The 19838-nt window shown below is 63.8% G+C and carries 16 protein-coding genes and 1 other RNA gene; 8 read left to right on the top strand and 9 right to left on the bottom strand.

Annotated elements, in window-relative coordinates:
• Positions 1-2 precede the first annotated feature (2 nt).
• The 4 genes from smc to ffs all read left to right on the top strand — a co-directional run bounded on the left by smc (position 3) and on the right by ffs (position 7460).
• Positions 3-3494, top strand: coding sequence for a chromosome segregation protein SMC (smc, locus tag NMB38_RS14430; RefSeq protein ID WP_027916008.1), 3492 nt, complete (start codon positions 3-5; stop codon positions 3492-3494).
• 204 nt (positions 3495-3698) lie between these two features.
• Complete coding sequence (gene zipA, locus NMB38_RS14425; protein ID WP_027916009.1) at positions 3699-4589, top strand: cell division protein ZipA; 891 nt, start codon at positions 3699-3701, stop codon at positions 4587-4589.
• 225 nt (positions 4590-4814) lie between these two features.
• On the top strand, positions 4815-7145 hold the full coding sequence (gene ligA, locus NMB38_RS14420) for an NAD-dependent DNA ligase LigA (RefSeq protein ID WP_028687965.1): 2331 nt from the start codon (positions 4815-4817) through the stop codon (positions 7143-7145).
• A 218-nt stretch (positions 7146-7363) separates the two neighbouring features.
• An RNA gene (gene ffs / locus NMB38_RS14415) (signal recognition particle sRNA small type) lies at positions 7364-7460 on the top strand.
• Positions 7461-7602: 142 nt separating this feature from the next.
• On the opposite strand, the gene NMB38_RS14410 is transcribed toward ffs, so the two are convergent.
• Both NMB38_RS14410 and NMB38_RS14405 read right to left on the bottom strand, forming a co-directional pair.
• A complete protein-coding gene (locus NMB38_RS14410; protein ID WP_028687964.1) occupies positions 7603-8052 on the bottom strand; it encodes a DUF2846 domain-containing protein in 450 nt (149 codons plus the stop codon).
• 168 nt (positions 8053-8220) lie between these two features.
• Positions 8221-8661 (bottom strand): helix-turn-helix domain-containing protein, encoded by a 441-nt coding sequence (locus NMB38_RS14405; protein WP_049695650.1) that lies wholly within the window; start codon positions 8659-8661, stop codon positions 8221-8223.
• Between the two features lie 80 nt (positions 8662-8741).
• On the opposite strand from NMB38_RS14405, the gene NMB38_RS14400 reads away from it, so the two are divergent.
• Positions 8742-9221, top strand: coding sequence for a DUF2938 domain-containing protein (locus tag NMB38_RS14400; protein WP_027916012.1), 480 nt, complete (start codon positions 8742-8744; stop codon positions 9219-9221).
• A 3-nt stretch (positions 9222-9224) separates the two neighbouring features.
• Here NMB38_RS14400 and NMB38_RS14395 read toward each other — a convergent pair whose 3' ends face one another.
• The gene (locus NMB38_RS14395) at positions 9225-9983 is read right to left on the bottom strand and encodes a substrate-binding periplasmic protein (RefSeq protein ID WP_028687962.1); all 759 of its coding nucleotides are present in this window, start codon (positions 9981-9983) and stop codon (positions 9225-9227) included.
• A 119-nt stretch (positions 9984-10102) separates the two neighbouring features.
• Here NMB38_RS14395 and dnaX point away from each other — a divergent pair, with 119 nt between their 5' ends.
• The 3 genes from dnaX (at position 10103) to recR (ending at position 13287) form a co-directional block, all read left to right on the top strand.
• Positions 10103-12160 (top strand): DNA polymerase III subunit gamma/tau, encoded by a 2058-nt coding sequence (gene dnaX / locus NMB38_RS14390; RefSeq protein ID WP_027916014.1) that lies wholly within the window; start codon positions 10103-10105, stop codon positions 12158-12160.
• A gap of 63 nt (positions 12161-12223) precedes the next feature.
• On the top strand, positions 12224-12559 hold the full coding sequence (locus NMB38_RS14385; protein WP_023535908.1) for a YbaB/EbfC family nucleoid-associated protein: 336 nt from the start codon (positions 12224-12226) through the stop codon (positions 12557-12559).
• A gap of 125 nt (positions 12560-12684) precedes the next feature.
• Positions 12685-13287, top strand: a complete 603-nt coding sequence (recR, locus tag NMB38_RS14380; RefSeq protein WP_023535938.1) for a recombination mediator RecR — start codon at positions 12685-12687, stop codon at positions 13285-13287.
• Positions 13288-13388: 101 nt separating this feature from the next.
• On the opposite strand, the gene NMB38_RS14375 is transcribed toward recR, so the two are convergent.
• From NMB38_RS14375 to NMB38_RS14350, 6 genes are all read right to left on the bottom strand, one after another.
• The gene (locus NMB38_RS14375; protein ID WP_023535921.1) at positions 13389-13937 is read right to left on the bottom strand and encodes an adenine phosphoribosyltransferase; all 549 of its coding nucleotides are present in this window, start codon (positions 13935-13937) and stop codon (positions 13389-13391) included.
• Between the two features lie 54 nt (positions 13938-13991).
• Positions 13992-14726, bottom strand: coding sequence for a Crp/Fnr family transcriptional regulator FnrA (gene fnrA, locus NMB38_RS14370; protein WP_027916015.1), 735 nt, complete (start codon positions 14724-14726; stop codon positions 13992-13994).
• Between the two features lie 178 nt (positions 14727-14904).
• Positions 14905-16287 carry an oxygen-independent coproporphyrinogen III oxidase gene (gene hemN, locus NMB38_RS14365; RefSeq protein ID WP_027916016.1) on the bottom strand — a complete coding sequence of 461 codons (1383 nt, stop codon included), beginning with the start codon at positions 16285-16287 and terminating at the stop codon, positions 14905-14907.
• A gap of 177 nt (positions 16288-16464) precedes the next feature.
• Positions 16465-17148 carry a sulfite exporter TauE/SafE family protein gene (locus NMB38_RS14360; protein ID WP_027916017.1) on the bottom strand — a complete coding sequence of 228 codons (684 nt, stop codon included), beginning with the start codon at positions 17146-17148 and terminating at the stop codon, positions 16465-16467.
• Positions 17141-17353, bottom strand: a complete 213-nt coding sequence (ccoS, locus tag NMB38_RS14355) for a cbb3-type cytochrome oxidase assembly protein CcoS (protein ID WP_027916018.1) — start codon at positions 17351-17353, stop codon at positions 17141-17143. The genes NMB38_RS14360 and ccoS overlap by 8 nt, the downstream gene beginning before the upstream one ends.
• Positions 17335-19806, bottom strand: a complete 2472-nt coding sequence (locus NMB38_RS14350; RefSeq protein WP_027916019.1) for a heavy metal translocating P-type ATPase — start codon at positions 19804-19806, stop codon at positions 17335-17337. The genes ccoS and NMB38_RS14350 overlap by 19 nt, the downstream gene beginning before the upstream one ends.
• Positions 19807-19838: the final 32 nt, after the last annotated feature.

Below are 19838 nucleotides of genomic sequence, written 5' to 3'. Positions count from 1 at the left end.
CGATGCGCCTCAAATGCATCCGCCTGGCGGGGTTCAAGTCATTCGTCGACCCCACCACCGTCAACTTCCCGAGCAATATGGCGGCGGTCGTGGGCCCCAATGGCTGTGGCAAGTCCAACATCATCGACGCCGTGCGCTGGGTGATGGGCGAAAGTTCGGCAAAGAACCTGCGCGGCGAGTCGATGACCGACGTCATCTTCAACGGCTCCAGCGGCCGCAAGCCAGTCAGCCAGGCCAGCATCGAACTGGTGTTCGACAACAGCGAAACCACGCTCGTGGGCGAGTATGCCGCCTACGCCGAGATCTCGATTCGGCGCAAGGTGACCCGCGATAGCCAGAACAGCTACTACCTCAACGGCACCAAGTGCAGGCGCCGGGACATCACCGATATTTTCCTGGGCACCGGCCTTGGGCCACGCAGCTACTCGATCATCGAACAGGGCATGATCTCCAAGCTGATCGAAGCCAAGCCCGAGGAACTGCGTAATTTCATCGAGGAAGCGGCCGGTATCTCCAAATACAAGGAGCGTCGCCGCGAAACCGAAAACCGCATCCGCCGGACCCAGGAGAACCTGGCGCGCCTGACCGACCTTCGCGAGGAGCTGGAACGCCAGCTCGAACGCCTGCACCGCCAGGCCCAGGCGGCCGAGAAGTACCGTGAATACAAGGCGCAGGAACGCCAGCTCAAGGCACGCCTGGCGGCGCTGCGCTGGCGCGAGCTGGATGAACGGGTTCGTCAGCGCCAGTCGGTGATCGGTAACCAGGATGTGTCCTTCGAGGCACTGGTGGCCGAGCAGCGCAATGCCGATGCCAGTATCGAGCGGCTGCGTGACGGTCATCATGAGCTGTCCGAGCGCTTCAACCAGGTGCAGGCCCGGTTCTACTCGGTGGCCGGCGACATCGCCCGGGTCGAGCAGAGCATTCAGCACGGCCAACAACGCCTGCGCCAGTTGCAGGACGATTTCAAGGAAGCCGAGCGCACGCGCCAGGAAACCGAATCGCACCTGGGGCATGACCGTACGCTGCTGGCAACCCTGGGCGAAGAACTGGCCATGCTTGAGCCCGAGCAGGCGCTGACCCTGGAGGCTGCCGAAGAAAGCGCTGCCGTGCTGGAAGAGGCCGAGTCAGGCATGCACGGGTGGCAGGAGCAATGGGACACCTTCAACAGTCGCTCGGCTGAACCGCGTCGCCAGGCCGAGGTGCAGCAGGCGCGCTTGCAGCAGTTGGAAAGCGGCCTGGAGCGACTGGCCGAGCGTCAGCGCAAACTCACCGACGAGCAGGCGCAGTTGGGCGAAGACCCGCAAGACGCAGCCATGCTGGAGCAGGTTGAACAGTTGGCCAGCAGCGAGTTGTCGCTCGAAGCACTGCAACAGGAGGAAGAGCAGGTTATCGAGCGCCTGGAAACGGTGCGCCAGGCGCTGCAGGAGGCTGGGCTGGCTCAGCAGCAGGCCCAGGGCGATATGCAACGCCTGGGCGGGCGCCTGGCATCGCTGGAAGCCCTGCAACAGGCAGCCCTGGACCCAGGCGCTGGTGTGGGCGAGTGGTTGCAGGGGCAGGGGTTGGCAGACTGCCCCCGCCTGGCACAAGCGCTGCGCGTGGAGCCCGGGTGGGAGCTTGCGGTGGAAACCGTGCTGGGCGCCGATTTGCAAGCGGTGCTGGTGGACGACTTTGCACCGTTGGACCTGGCAGGCTTGCAGCAGGGCGATGTAAGCCTGCTGCTCGCGGCTTGCGCCAGCCAGGCAGCGACTTCCGGCAGCCTGCTAGACAGGGTGCAGGGTCCTGTTGACCTGGCGCCATGGCTGGGCCAGGTCAGGCCCGTGGAAGACCTGGCCGAGGCCCTGGCCTTGCGTGCCGGGTTGGGCGAAGGGCAGAGCCTGGTCAGCCGCGATGGCTACTGGGTCTCTCGAAACAGCCTGCGTGTGCGCCGCGGGGGTAGCGGTGAGAGCGGCGTGCTGGCGCGCGGTCAGGAAATCGAACGGCTCGAGCACAGTCAGCGCGAGCAGCACATCGCCTTGCAGCAGCTTGAACAGCAGTTGCAGACTTTGCGTGAACAGCAGCAGCACCTGGAAGCGCAGCGCGAGCAGGTACGCCGTCGCGCCCAGGAAGAAAACCGCTTGCAGGCCGAGCTCAAGGCCAGCTTGTCAGCCAACCGTGCCCGCGCCGAACAGGTCGCGCTGCGCCGCCGCCGTCTGGAAGAGGAGCTGGCGGAGCTCGACGAGCAGCGCGCCCTTGAGCATGAGCAGCTGGGCGAAGCCCGCTTGCTGTTGCAGGATGCCCTCGAACTGATGGCCCAGGACACCGACCAGCGCGAAGTGCTGCTGGCCCAGCGCGACCGGCTGCGTGAGGGCCTGGACCGTATTCGCCAGGAAGCCAGGCAGCACAAGGATCATGCGCACCAACTGGCGGTGCGCCTGGGGTCGTTGCGCGCCCAGCATGACTCCACGCGTCAGGCTCTGGAACGCCTGGAACTGCAGGCGGCCCGTCTGAGCGAGCGACAGGAGCAGTTGAGCCTGAACCTGGAGGAGGGGGAGGCGCCGTTGGAGGAACTGCGGCTCAAGCTCGAAGAGCTGCTGGAACGGCGCATGGGTGTCGACGAAGAAATGCGCCAGGCACGCTTGCAGATGGACGAGGCCGACCGCGAACTGCGCGATGCCGAAAAGCGCCGCACCCAGGCCGAGCAGCAGGCCCAGTTGCTGCGCGGTCAACTTGAACAACTGCGTCTGGAATGTCAGGGCCTGGAAGTGCGGCGTACCACGTTGCAGGAGCAGTTGCTTGCCGACGGTTACGACTTGCAGGGTGTTCTCGCCACGGTCGAGCCCGACGTTACCGAGGCCGGCACCGAGCAGGCGTTGGAGCAACTGGAGGCCCGTATCCAGCGGCTGGGCGCGATCAACCTGGCCGCCATCGAGGAATACGAACAGCAGTCCGAGCGCAAGCGCTACCTCGATGCCCAGGATGCTGACCTGGTCGAAGCGTTGGACACACTCGAAAATGTCATTCGCAAGATCGACAAGGAAACCCGCCACCGCTTCAAAGATACCTTTGATCAGATAAATGCCGGATTGCAGGCACTTTTCCCAAAAGTTTTCGGCGGTGGCAGCGCTTATCTGGAACTGACGGGCGAAGATCTACTCGATACAGGGGTGACGATCATGGCGCGACCACCGGGCAAGAAGAACAGCACCATTCATCTGCTGTCCGGTGGCGAAAAAGCACTGACCGCCTTGGCGCTGGTGTTTGCCATCTTCAAGTTGAACCCCGCACCGTTCTGCATGCTCGATGAAGTCGACGCACCGCTGGACGATGCCAACGTCGGGCGGTATGCCCGGCTGGTGAAGGAAATGAGTGAGAGCGTGCAGTTCATCTACATCACGCACAACAAGATCGCCATGGAAATGGCCGACCAGTTGATGGGTGTCACGATGCACGAGCCAGGCTGTTCGCGCCTGGTGGCCGTGGACGTGGAGGCGGCAATGGCGATGGTCGATGCGTGAAACCTGTAGTCAAACGGCACAATCTTCATTGAAATGCCCCTGTCATGTGAGACAGACGGTGTAAAGTTGTCTTTGGTCGTGCTAGCTTTATGTCACTCGTTTTCTGCGTGGGTAAAACGCCTGTCAGAACATAGGCTTGGCGCCACGTGTTAAAGGCCTTTGAAGCCTTTGTTTTCAGCATATTTATTAGAGGCACGGGATTACATGGAAATCGGTCTGCGCGAGTGGCTGATCCTTATCGGCATCATTGTCATTGCCGGCATTCTTTTCGACGGCTGGCGCCGTATGCGCGGCGGCAAGGGCAAGTTGAAATTCCGTCTGGACCGCAGTTATGCCAATGCGGCGGACGATGAAGGCGGTGGCGCCGAAGTACTTGGCCCACCCCGCGTGCTCGACACCCACAGGGAGCCTGAGCTGGACGAAAGTGATCTGCCGTCGCTCAGTGCCTCGGATCGCGACCGTGAGCGTGAGCCCAAGCCCGCCAAGGTCAGCAAGTGGCCAAAACGCCCGACGGCTGCAGAAGCGCCACGCGTTGACGCAGGCTTCAGCGCGCCTTCCCGCGAAGCGGATATCGTGATCGACGAGGAAGACGACTTCGCCGCGGACAATGGCCGTAGCCCATCCCCAGCAACGGCCAACAACAGCGTCAAGGAGCTGCCACCGGCCGAGGAAGTGCTGGTGATCAGCGTCATTTCCCGGGACGAGGGCGGGTTCAAAGGCCCGGCGTTGCTGCAGAACATTCTGGAGAGCGGCCTGCGGTTCGGCGAGATGGACATCTTCCACCGTCACGAGAGCATGGCCGGTCACGGCGAAGTGCTGTTCTCCATGGCCAATGCCGTCAAGCCGGGCATCTTCGACCTGGATGACATCGACCATTTCAGCACGCGTGCGGTGAGCTTCTTCCTCGGCCTGCCAGGCCCACGCCATCCGAAGCAGGCCTTCGACGTGATGGTGGCGGCCGCTCGCAAGCTGGCCCATGAGCTCAACGGTGAACTCAAGGATGATCAGCGCAGCGTGTTGACGGCGCAGACCATCGAGCACTACCGCCAGCGCATCGTGGAATTCGAGCGCCGCGCCCTGACCCAGAAGCGCTGATAAATCCAGACGAAGAGCAGCCTCGGGGCGTGCTGGTCGGCTCAGGCCTTTTGCTCATCGAATCGGCTTTCGGCAAGCGAGCCCGCTTCACAGGTTCACCACAGTCTTTCGAGTCTGTGTCGAACCTGTGAAGCGGGCTCGCTGCCTAAGGCAGAAGGCGATGACCAGGCTTGGCCCTCCAGACGCTGCCAGGCTGCTCTTTCGTTTTGCAAGAGAAGCTGAAAAATGACCGCTGAAACCCGCATCCACGAACTGCGTGCCGAACTCGACCAGCACAACTACCGCTACTATGTGCTGGACGAACCCAGCGTGCCCGACGCCGAGTACGACCGGCTGTTCAACGAACTCAAGGCGCTGGAGGCCGAGCACCCCCACTTGGTCACGCCCGATTCGCCCACCCAGCGGGTAGGTGGTGCGGCCCTTGCTGCATTCAGCCAGGTTCGTCATGAGGTTCCCATGCTCAGCCTGGGCAATGCCTTCGAAGAAGCCGACCTGCGCGAGTTCGGTCGCCGCGTGACGGAGGGGCTGGACCAGCCAGACGCGGTGGATTTCAGCTGCGAGCCCAAGCTCGATGGCCTGGCGGTCAGCCTGCTCTACCGTGACGGTCATCTGGTGCAGGGTGCCACGCGAGGCGACGGCACCACCGGCGAGGACATCAGCGCCAACGTGCGCACCGTGCGCAACATTCCCTTGAAGCTGCACGGCCAAGGCTGGCCTGCGGTGCTGGAAGTGCGGGGCGAGGTGTTCATGAGCAAGGCCGGCTTCGACCGGCTCAATGCGTCCCAGGCCGACATTGGCGGCAAGACGTTCGCCAACCCGCGCAATGCTGCGGCAGGCAGCCTGCGTCAGCTGGACTCCAAGATCACTGCCAGTCGCCCGCTGGAATTCTGCTGCTACGGTGTCGGTCAGGTGTCCGCGCCTGTGGCCGACAGCCATATCGCCACGCTGGAGCAACTCAAGGCATGGGGATTGCCGATCAGTCGTGAGCTCAAGCACGCGGCCGGCATCGAGCAATGCCTGGACTATTACCGCGACATCGGTGAACGGCGTAACAGCCTGCCTTACGAGATCGACGGCGTGGTGTTCAAGGTCAACAGCCTGGCCGCACAACGTGAGCTGGGTTTCCGTGCCCGGGAGCCGCGCTGGGCCATCGCCCATAAGTTCCCGGCGATGGAGGAGCTCACCGAGGTGCTGGACGTGGAGTTCCAGGTGGGGCGCACGGGCGCGGTTACCCCGGTCGCCCGTCTGAAGCCGGTAAAGGTCGCCGGTGTCACGGTGTCCAATGCCACGTTGCACAACATGGACGAAATCGCACGCCTGGGCCTGCGCATCGGCGATACGGTCATCATCCGCCGCGCAGGTGATGTGATTCCGCAGGTGATGCAGGTGGTGCTGGAGCGTCGCCCGGAAGGGGCGCGTGAAGTGCAGGTGCCCAGCCAATGCCCTGTGTGCGGCTCCCACGTGGAGCGCACCCAGCTGGTCAAGCGCAGCAAGGGCAGGGAAGTGACCAGCGAAGGGGCCGTGTACCGCTGCGTCGGCCGCCTGGCCTGTGGGGCGCAGCTCAAGCAGGCGATCATTCACTATGTGTCGCGCCGGGCGATGGACATCGACGGGCTGGGTGAGAAAAGCGTGGAGCAGTTGGTGGACGAGGGCCTGATTGCCTCACCAGCCGACCTTTACACGCTCGCGTTCGACCAAATCGTAGGCCTCGAGGGTTTTGCCGAAGTGTCGAGCCGCAAGCTGCTCGAAGCCATCGCCGCCAGCAAGCAGCCGACCCTTGCCCGCTTCATCTATGCCCTGGGCATTCCCGATGTCGGTGAAGAAACCGCCAAGGTGCTGGCCCGCTCACTGGGCAGCCTGTCACGCGTGCAACAGGCATTGCCGCAGGTGCTCACCTACCTGCCGGACATCGGCCTGGAAGTGGCCCATGAGATTCACAACTTCTTTGAAGACGAACACAACCAGAAGGTCATCCGCCAGTTGCTGGACAGCGGCATGCAGTTGCAGGACGAAGGCGAGCTGGCAGCCGAATTCGCCGCCAGTACCACCCTGGCCGACCTGCTCGCCAAGCTCGACATCCCCTCGGTAGGGCCGACTGGCGCGCAGAAGCTGGTGGCGCGCCTGGACAGCCTGGACAAGATCATCGCCGCGGATGGCATCGACCTGCGCCAGGCGCTCAATACGCGCCAGGCAGAGGCTGTACGCGCGTTCTTCAGGGATGAAGCCAACCAGCAACTGGCCCACGCCATCGAAGCGCAGTTGCTGGCCTTCGGCATGCACTGGCGTAGCGAGAAGAAGGTGGCCGAGGGGCTGCCTCTGGCGGGCCAGACCTGGGTGCTCACCGGCTCCCTGGAACGCATGAGCCGCGACATCGCCAAGGAAAAGCTCGAAGGCCTGGGTGCGAAAGTGGCGGGGTCGGTTTCTGGCAAGACCCACTGCGTGGTGGCAGGGCCGGGTGCCGGGTCGAAGCTGGCCAAGGCCAGCGAGCTGGGCGTTAAGGTGCTCGACGAAGAGGCGTTCGTGGCGTTTCTTGCCCAGCAGGGCATCGAGGTCTGATCACCCTGGGGCCATGTTGACCCGTTGCGTGAGTGCCGGCACTTGTCCATCTAGGCGGCCGGGGTCGCTGGCGGGTTAGGGTGTTTGACCGTGTGGCGCGCGCTAGCCAGACAAGTCATTGAGAAATGATGACTTTTTCTGCCGCAGAGGTTGTATCTGGGCTCAGGACCGGTACAATGGCGCCACTCGCTGTTCAGCGAGACATGTAGTGGTGGCCCTGTCGGTCCTCCCGCATTGATTACCCGTTAACCTGGTCAGGCCCGGAAGGGAGCAGCCATAGCGGGAACATCGAGTGCCGGGGTGTGGCTGGCGGGGCCGCCTCCATTTCAGGCCCTGAATTCTACAAGGCCAAGCGCTCAGTCACCTAAACTGTGCCGTTTTTTCGTAAGTGCCCGCACTGCGAACACTGGCTATAACGCTGCGCACACTACCGCATACGCAGCATCAGGCGCTGGGGTTACTGTGATTTTGCCAACGTGCACTTCTGCAGATGGGCCTGGCCCACGCTTTCAGGCACAACCTCCAACTTCGCACCGCCTACGAAAACGCCAACTTTGATCGATTGGCGGATGTAGTAATTCTTCCCGCCCACCGCCATCAAATCGATGACATTGTCACTGAATTCGGACTCAGTGCCGATCTTGTGCGGGCCAGGGGTAACCAGGCGGTAGAAGTAGACCCGGTTTGCAGTTTGTCCCACGATCTTGCCATCGACAGTGACGATTTTCTTCAGGGCTTTACCGACGAAGTTGTCACGGTAGATATAGAGGCCGGCCTGGTCGGCGGGCGGTGCTGCAAAAGTCTTTAGCGCGGCGTCTGCTTCTGGGCTCTCCATGGGTACGGAGGCGCAGCCCGTTAAGATAGCCAGACTGATGACAGTAGCGAACAGCTTGATGCGAGACAGCATCGAGATTTCCTTGTCGATAATGAATGTTGAATGATCAGCGCTTCGCTCTATCATTAATATCATTATGCCATGCTGCCTCGCGGTGCATCGAGACGTGAGTACAAACGCCTTGAGCGTTGCACTCATGGGCATGCAGGTGAATCCGATTCTGGATGTCGTTAGCCCTATTCAGTGCCTAGGTTTACCTGCCGAAGGGGTCGCCCTTTTCAAACGGCGCACTACATTCGGATGTGCTGATCGTGCTGAGGCCACTGCCATCAACCGGCGAAACCGCGGGCAGGCCAGGTGATCGGCCGCAGGGCACTCAGCCGCATGGCGTAAGCCCTTGCTCATGGCCTGCAATGTCTTGATCTGGCTGTCGAGCTCATCAGCCTTGGCCAGCAGCTGCGCCCGGTCGACCTTCAGGTCCACCAGCAGGGTGCTGATCTCGTCCAGCGAAAAACCGGCGGCCTGGCCCAGCGCTATCAATGCGAGCCTTTCAGCCACGTCGGCCGAGAACTGCCGGCGTTGGCCTGGCTCGCCACGCGCCGTGAGCAGGCCTTTCTTCTGGTAGTAACGCAGCGTGGAAGACGGCACGCCCGTGCGTCTCGCCACATCGGCAATGTCCATGTACAAGCCCTTGACTTGAAGTTGACTTCAACTTACATGCTGCCCGGCGTATTCAACAACGTCAAATGAGAGGAAGCGTCATGGTCAACAGCGAACAGTGGATTGCAGCAATGGGCATCGGCGTCGGCGCCACACTGGTCATGGACGGCTGGTCTGCGGTCTCCAGGCGCCTGGGCGCCACCACGCTCGATTACGCCTTGGTAGGTCGCTGGGCCGGGCATGCACTGCAAGGGCACTGGCGCCATCAGGCGATCCGGCAGGCCCCGCCCATCAAGCACGAGCGGGTGTGGGGCTGGGCGCTGCACTACGCCATTGGCGTGGCGTTCGCGATGCTGCTGGTCACTACGGCGGGCGTCGCGTGGCTGAGCGCGCCGACCCTGTGGCCGGCATTGGCCGTGGGCGCAGGTACGGTATTGGCGCCCATGTGCCTGATGCAGCCTGCCATGGGCATGGGTTTTTTTGCTTCACGCACGCCCAGCCCCTGGCGTGCGCGCTTCAAGAGCTTGGTGAACCACATGGTATTCGGTATCGGGTTGTACGTGACGGCCTTGGCGCTATAGGGGTCAGGTGCCCGTCCCGGTGGGTGGGGGCTCTTCGGTGCTGCCGTAGCGTTGCAGCAAGCGCTCCATCTCCCCACTCTGCTTGATGCGCACCAATGCGCGCAGCAGCGCTTGGGCGGGGATGTCAGGGTCGTTGCGGACCAGGCAGCCCAGGTCCTGCTCGTCCAGCACCGCCAGTGGCTGCAATTGCGCATGGCGCTGGTGGTTGAACCACCGCAGTGACAGTTGGTTGCTGACGGCATACCGGTACCGTCCCGCTTGCAACTTCTGCAAGGCCAGCTCCTGGCTGCGGCTGTCTTCCCGGTAAAGCCGGTGTGCCGCCAGCAAGGGTTCAAGCGTGGTGTAGGTGTAGCCCAGAACGGTGCCGATGGGCTGGGGTGACAGCCGTTGTGGCGAAATCGGGCCGCCTTCGCCCAGGCGGCCTACCAGCACATCGCGCTGGTGAATCAGCGGCACGCTCCAGATGAAGTCCTTCGGCCGCGCCATCAACCACTGGTCGCTGACGTAGCAACGTACATCGATATCACCCTGGTTCATCGCCTCCTCGAGGCGCATTCGAGCCATCACATGATATTCGGGTCGGGCACCGGCTTGTTTGGCAGCTGCCTCCATGACATCGAACAGCAGGCCTTCGACCGGCTGGCCGTTCTCGATGCGAATCAGCGGCATGCTCCAGCTCTCGGCCACCGAAAAGCGCAGTACCGGCTGTTCAGCCAGGCTGTGAGCCGACCAGAAAAGAAACAAAGCCAGCAGGGTCCGCACCGCAGGTTCTCCATGATCCGCTGTCCATCGTCGCGCACGGCCAGTCAGGCAGTGCAATTTTGCCCCCGCTCCGCTAGCATTAGCGATCTTCCGCTCGATCAGGCTACGATGGTTTTTCGATGAGTTATCAGGTTCTTGCACGTAAATGGCGTCCGCGCTCGTTTCGCGAAATGGTCGGCCAGGCCCATGTGCTCAAGGCCTTGATCAACGCGCTGGACAACCAGCGCCTGCACCATGCCTACCTGTTCACCGGCACGCGCGGTGTAGGCAAGACTACCATCGCGCGCATCATCGCCAAATGCCTGAACTGCGAAACCGGTATCACCTCCACGCCCTGCGGGACCTGCTCGGTCTGCCGCGAAATCGATGAAGGGCGTTTCGTCGACCTGATCGAGATCGACGCCGCCAGCCGCACCAAGGTCGAGGATACCCGCGAGCTGCTGGACAATGTCCAGTACGCGCCGAGCCGTGGGCGCTTCAAGGTCTACCTGATCGACGAAGTGCACATGCTCTCGACCCACTCCTTCAACGCGTTGCTCAAGACGCTGGAAGAGCCACCGCCCTACGTCAAGTTCATCCTGGCCACCACCGACCCGCAGAAACTGCCGGCGACCATCCTTTCGCGCTGCCTTCAGTTCTCGTTGAAGAACATGAGCCCGGAGCGGGTGGTCGAGCACCTGAGCCACGTGCTCGAGGCCGAAAACGTGCCGTTCGAGGCCGATGCGCTGTGGTTGCTCGGCCGCGCGGCCGACGGCTCGATGCGCGATGCCATGAGCTTGACCGACCAGGCCATCGCCTTCGGTGAAGGCAAGGTGCTGGCCGCCGATGTGCGCGCCATGCTCGGCAGCCTGGACCATGGCCAGGTGTACGGGGTGCTGCAGGCATTGCTCGAAGGGGATGCACGCGCCCTGCTCGAAGCCGTGCGCAACCTGGCCGAGCAGGGCCCGGACTGGGCCGGGGTGCTGGCCGAAATGCTCAACGTGCTGCACCGTGTGGCCATTGCCCAGGCCTTGCCCGAGGCCGTGGACAACGGCCAGGGTGACCGGGAGCGCGTGCTCGCCCTGGCCGCTGCATTGCCGGCCGAGGACGTGCAGTTCTATTACCAGATGGGCCTGATAGGGCGGCGTGACTTGCCTTTGGCGCCCGACCCGCGTGGTGGTTTCGAGATGGTACTGCTGCGCATGCTGGCGTTCCGCCCGGCCGATGCCGATGGAGCCCCGAGGCCGGTGCTAAAGCCAGTGGGGATCAGCCAGGCCACAGCTGATTCCGTCGAACCGGTGGCGCCCCCGGCAGCGGTTGCCCAACCGGTAAGCGAGCCGGCTGCGTCGGCGCCGTCAACGCCTGCGCCTGTGATCGAGGTGCCTGCGCCGGCAACGGCAGACCATGAACCCGAAGCTGAGCGTGACCGCGAACTCGAGGCGGAGATTACGGCCATCTCGGTGCCTGAGCCAGTCGCGCCGGTAATCGATCTGCCGTGGGAAGCGCCTGCTGCACCGGCCATGCAGGAGCCCCAGCCGGCTCCAGCCCCCGTTGCTGCAAACCCTGCTCCTGCCCAACAGGCCGCTGCAACCCACGATGATGTACCTCCGTTCGATCCGGGTGCGTATGCATCGGTGGGCATGGACCGCGACGACGAGCCGCCGCTCGACGAAGACTACTACGCTGGCGAAAGCGATCCGGTGGGCTTCAGCTACCTCGACGAGCTGGCCGAACACGTCCAGGAGCAGCCCCAGGCCGCCGCCGAGCCGCTGCCCGCTGCCAAGCCGGCGACCGGGCTGGCCTTGCAATGGCTGGAATTGTTCCCGCAGTTGCCTGTCTCTGGTATGACGGGCAACATCGCGGCCAACTGCACGTTGATCGCCGCCGACGGTGATGACTGGCTCCTGCACCTGGACCCGGGGCAAGGCGCGTTGTTCAACGCCACCCAGCAAAGACGCCTGAACGAGGCGCTCAACCAGCACCTGGGGCGTACCTTGAACCTGCGCATCGAGCTGATCCGGCCCGAACAGGAAACGCCAGCTCAGGCGGCAGCCCGCAAGCGCCTGGAGCGCCAGCATGAAGCCGAGGCGTCGATCGAGCACGACCCGCTGATCCAGCAGATGATCAAGCTGTTTGGCGCCAAGGTGCGGCACGATACTATTGAGCCTGTAGAGGCCCTGGCCAGTCAGGGCCAATAACGAATAACCATGCGGCCAGCCCCGTGCCCGGCCGCATCACATGACCCAATCGAGGTATTCCCCATGATGAAAGGTGGCATGGCCGGCCTGATGAAGCAGGCCCAGCAGATGCAGGAAAAGATGCAGAAAATGCAGGAAGAGCTGGCCAACGCAGAAGTCACCGGCCAGTCCGGCGGTGGTCTGGTCAGCGTGGTGATGACCGGTCGCCACGACGTCAAGCGCGTGAGCATCGACCAGAGCCTGATGTCGACCGAAGAAGACGACAAGGAAGTGCTCGAAGACCTGATCGCTGCAGCCCTGAACGATGCCGTGCGCAAGATCGAACAGAGCAGCCAGGAAAAGATGGGCGGCATGACGGCTGGCATGCAATTGCCGCCAGGCTTCAAGATGCCGTTCTGAGCCCCTGCGCGCCCACGAACCGTCGCTGGTAACAGCGGCGGTTTTTTTATGGCCGCCGTGCCGATTTGACGCCACACCCCATGGTGGGTATAAACCGCCTCTTAATGACTTGTCAGGCGTTTCCCATGAGCTTCAGTCCTCTCATCCGCCAGCTGATCGACGGCTTGCGCATCTTGCCCGGCGTTGGCCAGAAAACGGCACAGCGCATGGCCCTGCAATTGCTGGAGCGTGACCGCAGCGGGGGGCTGCGGCTCGCCCAGGCGCTGACTCAGGCCATGGAAGGGGTAGGACATTGCCGCCAATGCCGCACCCTGACCGAACAGGACCTGTGCCCGCAGTGCGCCGACCCACGGCGTGACGACACGCAACTGTGCGTGGTCGAGGGCCCGACGGATGTCTATGCCGTCGAGCAGGCCGGGTATCGCGGCCGCTACTTCGTGCTCAAGGGGCATCTGTCGCCGCTCGACGGACTGGGCCCGGAGGCGATCGGCATTCCACAGTTGATGGCACGCATCCAGGAGCAGGGCACCTTCACCGAAGTCATTCTTGCCACCAACCCCACGGTGGAAGGTGAAGCCACGGCGCACTACATTGCGCAGTTGCTGGCTGAGAAGGGTCTAGTCGCCTCGCGTATCGCCCATGGCGTGCCCCTGGGCGGCGAGCTGGAGTTGGTAGATGGCGGCACGCTGGCCCATGCCTTTGCAGGGCGTCGCCCTATCTCGCTCTGAGGCAGTGATAGGGTACGACCTGCGGTGCAGTGACCTCGGGATTTCCGCCGCGAAGCTGATCCTGGTGTCGCCGCACCCCATCGCCGCCCAGGCGTCACCCCTCAACGCTCGCTGAGGGAAAACTCGGTCAGGCAGAAGGTCGGTACGCCCGCCGCTTGCAAACGGCGCGAGCCGTCCAGCTCGGGCAGGTCGATGATGGCTGCCGCCTCGAACACCTGCGCACCCGTACGGCGCACCAGGTTGGCGGCGGCCAGAAGCGTACCGCCGGTGGCGATCAGGTCGTCGAAGATCAGTACCGAGTCGCCCTCGCACAGGCTGTCGGCGTGCACTTCAAGGAAGGCTTCACCGTACTCGGTCTGGTACCCCTCGCTGAGCACGTCAGCGGGCAGCTTGCCTTGCTTGCGGAACAGGATCAGGGGCTTGTTCAGCTGATGGGCGATGATCGAACCGATCAGAAAACCACGCGCGTCCATGGCGCCGATGTGGCTGAATTCGGCCTCCACATAACGCTCGATGAACTGATCGGCCACATAGCGCAGCCCGCGCGGCGACTGGAACAGTGGGGTGATGTCGCGGAAGATCACACCCGGCTTGGGAAAGTCCACTACCGGGCGGATCAGGGCTTTGAGGTCGAAGGCGTCGCTGTGCATTGTTGCAGGTATCCTGGGAAAACGAACGGCCCAGTATACCTGCTAAAGCCGCCCTCAGGCCTCCATTGCGCCACCGGCCAGCGCGCAAAGCTGGATCGGGTCGAGGATATGCACCTCCTTGCCTTCGGCGCGCAGCAGGCCATTCTGCTGGAAGCGGGTGAACACGCGCGACACGGTTTCCACCGCCAGCCCCAGGTAGTTGCCCATCTCGTTGCGCGACATGCTCAGGCGGAACTGGTTGGCCGAATAGCCACGGGCGCGGAAGCGCGCCGACAGGTTGACCAGGAACGTCGCGATGCGCTCATCGGCGGTTTTCTTCGAGAGCAGCAGCATCATCTGCTGATCGTCGCGAATTTCGCGGCTCATCACGCGCATCAACTGGCGACGCAGCTGCGGCAATTGCACCGACAGTTCATCCAGGCGCTCGAACGGAATTTCGCAGACCGACGTGGTTTCCTGGGCCTGGGCCGACACCGGGTAGGCCTCGGTGTCCATGCCGGAGAGGCCCACCAGTTCGCTGGGCAGGTGGAAACCGGTGATCTGCTCTTCACCGCTGTCGCTCAGGCTGAACGTCTTCAGAGCGCCGGAGCGTACGGCATAGACCGAGCCAAAATTATCCCCCTGGCGGAACAGGAACTCGCCTTTCTTGAGAGGGCGACCTCGCTTGACGATTTCGTCCAGTGCGTCCATGTCTTCCAGGTTGAGTGAAAGGGGCAGGCACAGGGGGGCCAGGCTGCAATCCTTGCAATGGGCCTGGCTGTGTGGGCGCAGTTTGACTGGCTCGGACATTTGACTCGATCCTTGTGGGAAAGCACACATAAGTCGTAAGGGTAACCCACGACATAGGGTGTAGGCCAGTGGCCGCGACCAGTAGGCTGGCTTGCCACGCCCGGCTGCGCATCACCCGATGGCCTGTGTGCCAGCAGCCGCATGGCCAGGACGCATGGAGTGCGGCCAAATGCCTCGCTCAGATCACACGGGAGAACCGTTGGCGATTGTGCAGGGCCAGGTAGGCATCGAAGACCATGCACACCGAACGGGCCAGCAGTCGCCCGGCCGGTAGAATCCGAATGCCCTTGTCGTCCAGGCGAATCAGGCCATCGCGCTGCAAGGTCAAGAGCTCCGGCCACAGGTCATTGAAATAGCCACGAAAATCGATGGCGAATGCCTGTTCGATCGACTCGAAGTCCAGCTCGAAATGGCAGATCAGCTGTTGGATGACCGCCCGGCGCAGACGGTCGTCGGGGGTGCACAGCAGGCCGCGCTGGGTGGCGAGCTGGGCGTTGGACAGGCTGTCCTGGTAGGTGGTGAGGTCGCTGCTGTTCTGGCAGTACAAATCGCCGATTTGGCTGATCGCCGACACGCCCAGGCCGATCAGGTCGCAGTGCCCATGAGTGGTGTAGCCCTGGAAGTTACGCTGGAGCGTGCCTTCCTCCTGGGCAATGGCCAGTTCGTCATCGGGCAAGGCAAAGTGGTCCATGCCGATGTAGCGGTAGCCGGCAGCGGTCAATTGCTCGATGGTGGCGTGCAACATGTCCAGTTTGGCCGCTGCACTGGGCAGCTCCCCGGCTTCGATGCGCCGTTGCGGCATGAACCGTTCGGGCAGGTGGGCGTAGTTGAAGACTGACAGGCGATCGGGCTGCAGGCGGATCACTTCTTCAACGGTGCGTGCGAACCCTTCGGGCGTCTGGCGCGGCAGCCCGTAGATCAGGTCCAGGTTCACCGAGCGAAACTGCAGGGTGCGAGCCGCCTCGATCAAGGTGCGCGTCTGCTCCAGGCTCTGCAGACGGTTGACGGCACGCTGCACGGCCGGGTCCAGGTCCTGCACGCCGAGGCTGACGCGGTTGAAGCCCAGCTCACGCAGCAGGCCCATGGTCGACCAGTCCGCCTCGCGCGGGTCGATTTCGATGCCGTAATCGCCCGAATCGTCATCGAGCAGGCTGAAGTGCTGGCGCAGCGTGGCCATCAGCTGACGCAGCTCTACATGGCTCAGGAAGGTCGGGGTGCCGCCGCCGAAGTGCAGCTGCTCCACACGTTGCCTGCTGTCCATGTGGCAGGCCACCAGCTGGATTTCCTGTTCCAGGCGTTGCAGGTAGGGGGCAGCGCGTGCCCGGTCCTTGGTGATGACCTTGTTGCATGCGCAGTAGTAGCAGATGTTGGCGCAGAACGGCACATGCACGTACAGCGACAGCGGGCGCACGGCCCGCCGGCTTTCGCGCAGGGCGTGCAGCAGGTCGAACGAGCCCACTTCGCTGTGCAGTTGCACGGCGGTTGGGTAGGAGGTGTAGCGTGGCCCGGCCAGATCGTAGCGGCGGATCAGGTCGGTGTCCCAACGTAGGTCGTCGAGCATGAGGGTGGTCCCCGGAAAGAGCAGCAATGTTCCGGAGTCTAGGGATGTCTGTAGGAATCTGTGTTGATTTGTATCAAGCGCTAAACGGCCTGAGGGCGCTAGGTCTAGCTCAAGCGATGCGCGGTGGGTACGGCCGGTTACTGGCCATAAGCCATACGCTGCGCCGCCTGGCTCGCCTCAGTGGCCCATCAGCCAGTGTTGATGAGGGCCGGGCAGTGTCCATACGCCGAACAGCACCACGAGCATGCCGCCGGCCACCCGCACGCTGCGTTGTCTCAACAACCTGTTTACCCGCTCGGCCGCCAACCCGGTGGCCAGCAGCACGGGCCAGGTCCCGAGCCCGAATGCCGCCATCAGGGCTGCACTGTGCAATGCATTGCCTTGGCTGGCGGCCCACAGCAAGGTGCTGTACACCAATCCGCACGGCAGCCAGCCCCACAAGGCGCCCAGCAGCAGTGCCCGAGGCAGGCTCGAGACCGGAAGCAGGCGTGACGCCACCGGCTGGATGTGCCGCCACAGCCCGCGACCCATGGCTTCGATGCGGGTCAGTCCGCTCCACCAACCGGCCAGGTACAGGCCCATGGCGATCAGCAGCAAGGCGGCCATGATGCGCAAAACAAGCACGGCAGGGCTGTTGGCCACCGCCCAGCCCGCCATGCCGAGCATCAGGCCCGCGGCCGTGTAGCTGAGCACACGCCCGACGTTGTAAGCCACCAGCAGCCGCAATCGACGGCCGCGCTGCGCCGGGGGTATGGCCAGAGTCAGGGCGCCCATCAGGCCGCCGCACATGCCCATGCAGTGACCGCCTCCGAGCAGGCCGAGCACCAGCGCGGAGCCCAGTAGGGGTAGCAAGTCAGCCACGATCCGGGGGCTCGGAAGGGTTATCAGGCGTTTGTTCGGGCGTGACGGCGGCTTGGTGACGGGGATCCTGATCGTCGAAGAGAATGCTGTGAGCGGGGCTTTCCAGGTCGTCGTACTGGCCGCTGTCCACCGCCCAGAAGAAGATGTAGACGGCCACGCCGACCAGCAGCAGCGCTGCGGGAATCATCACATAGAGGGCGGGCATGGCAGGTTCCTCGCAGGGGTAGGTGCTGACGCGGCCAGGGCAGGCGCCGCAGCAGGCATTCGGGTCAGGCGCAGGGCGTTGAGCACTACCACCAGTGAACTGACCGACATGCCGACCGCTGCCCACACCGGGGTGATCCAGCCAAGGGCCGCGAACGGTAACATGAGGCCATTGTACAGGCTGGCCCACAGCAGGTTCTCGATGATGATGCGCCGCGTGCGCCGCGCCAGCGAGGCCGTCTGCACCAGCGCCTGAAGCCGGTTGGAAAGCAGCACCGCGTCGGCGCAGGTCTTGGCCAGGTCAGTGGCACTGCCCATGGCGATGCTGATGTCTGCCGCCGCCAGCACCGGCACGTCATTGACCCCGTCCCCCAGCATCAGCACCTTGTGCCCGGCCTCTTGCAGGGCCTTGAGCCGCGCTAGCTTGTCATCGGGCCTAAGGCCGCCGGCGGCCTCGTCGATGCCCAGTTGCGCGGCCACCTCGCCGACCATCGGCGAGCTGTCTCCGGACAACAGCAGCGTACGCCAGCCAAACGCCTTGCAGGCCGCGAGCAGGGCAGGGGCGTCTTCACGCAGGCGATCGTCCAGCCCGAACCAGGCCAGCGGCCCGCGGCGGTCGCCCAGCAGCAGCCACTGTCCCCGTGGCTCGGGTATCGCCGGCGGCGGGGTGCCGCTCAAGGCGCAGACGAAGCTTGCCTGGCCGATGCGCAGGCGTTGGCCTTCAACCTCACCCTCAAGGCCCAGCCCGGGCACGGCCAGCACACCATCGGCCGGCGTGGCCACTTGGCCGAAGGCCCGTGCGATGGGATGCTCGGAGCGGTTTTCCAGGGCCGCGGCCCAGGCCAGGCAAGTGTCGGCCGTCGCATGGCCCAGCGGCCTGATGCTGCGCAAGGTCAGGCGCCCTTCGGTCAGCGTGCCGGTCTTGTCGAAAATCACCGTGTCGATCTGATTCAGGCCCTCCAGCACATGACCGCGTGTAACCAGCAGGCCCAGCTTGTGCAACGTGCCTGTCGCCGCCGTCAACGCGGTCGGGGTGGCCAGCGACAGCGCGCAGGGGCAAGTCGCAACCAGCATGGCGAGCACAATCCAGAACGCCCGTTGCGGCTCCATCTGCCACCACCACACGCCAATCGCGGCGGCCGCGAGCAGTGAGCACAACAGGAACACCTGGGAGGCGCGGTCGGCAATCTGGGCCAGGCGTGGCTTTTCGGTCTGGGCACGTTCGAGCAAGCGGACGATGGCAGACAACCGCGAATCCTGGCCCAGGGCTTGCACCTGCACCTGCAGGGCGCTTTCCACGTTCAGCGTGCCACCTGTGACCCGATCACCCTCCTGGCGAGGTTGGGGCAGGTATTCGCCGGTCAGCAGCGACTCATCGACACTCGAGCGCCCTTGCACGATGCGACCGTCAGCCGGGATCACCGACCCCGGCAGCACCTGCACGCTGTCCCCGCAACGCAGTTCACTGAGCAGGATGCGCTCGCTGCGGCCCTGGGCATCGACACGCAGACAGGATGCCGGCAACAGGTTGACCAGTTGCGCAGTCGCGGCGGCCGTGCGTTCGCGGGCGCGCCGTTCCAGGTAGCGCCCGGTCAGGAGGAACAGGGCGAACATGCCGACAGTGTCGAAATACAGCTCGCCGCTACCGGTGACAGCCGTCCAGATCCCGGCACCGAACGCCAGGGCGATGGCCAGCGAGACGGACAGGTCCATGGTCAGGTGGCGGGTGCGCAGGTCACGCGCTGCGCCCTTGAAAAAGGGCGCGCAGCTGTAGAAGACGATGGGAATGGTGAGGAACAGGGCCACCCAGCGCAGGATAGTGTGCAGCTCGGCGGACAGGTCCATGTTGAATTCCGGCCAGGTGGCCATGGTTGCCATCATCGCCTGGAACCACAGCAATCCTGCGACCCCCAGCCTGCGCAACGCACTGCGGTTTTCCCGGTTCAACTGCTCGGCCGCCTGGTCCGGCTGATAGGGGTGGGCGGCGTAGCCAATCCGGCGCAGCGCCGCCAGCACCTGCGACAGCGGCAATTGCCGATCATCCCAGCTCAGCAGCAGCCGATGATTGGACAGGTTCAAGCGCGCCTCGGCCACCCCCGGCAGGTTGCGCAGGTGCTTGTCGATCAGCCAGCCGCAGGCGGCGCAACTGACGCCCTCGACCAGCAGCGTGGTTTCGGCCAGTTCGCCCTCGTGCCGCACGAATCGCTGCTGCACATCGCTGCGGTCGTACAGCGCCAACTCGTCTTGCAACTGCCGGGGCAGGGCTTGCGGGTTGGCGCTGTTGTCGCTGCGGTGCTGGTAGTAGTGCTCGAGGCCCCCGGCCACGATCGACTCGGCCACAGCCTGGCAGCCTGGGCAGCAGAAGGCTCGGGGCTGCCCCAGGACCACGGCGGTGAACCCGCGACTGGCGGGAACGGGCAGTGCGCAGTGGTAGCAGAGGATGGGTTGGGTCATCGCATCATTGCCTTGCACAAGTCGATCGCGAG

It is taken from the genome of Pseudomonas sp. FBCC-B35 (assembly GCF_059133755.1).
This window is presented reverse-complemented; position numbering and strand designations above follow the sequence as displayed.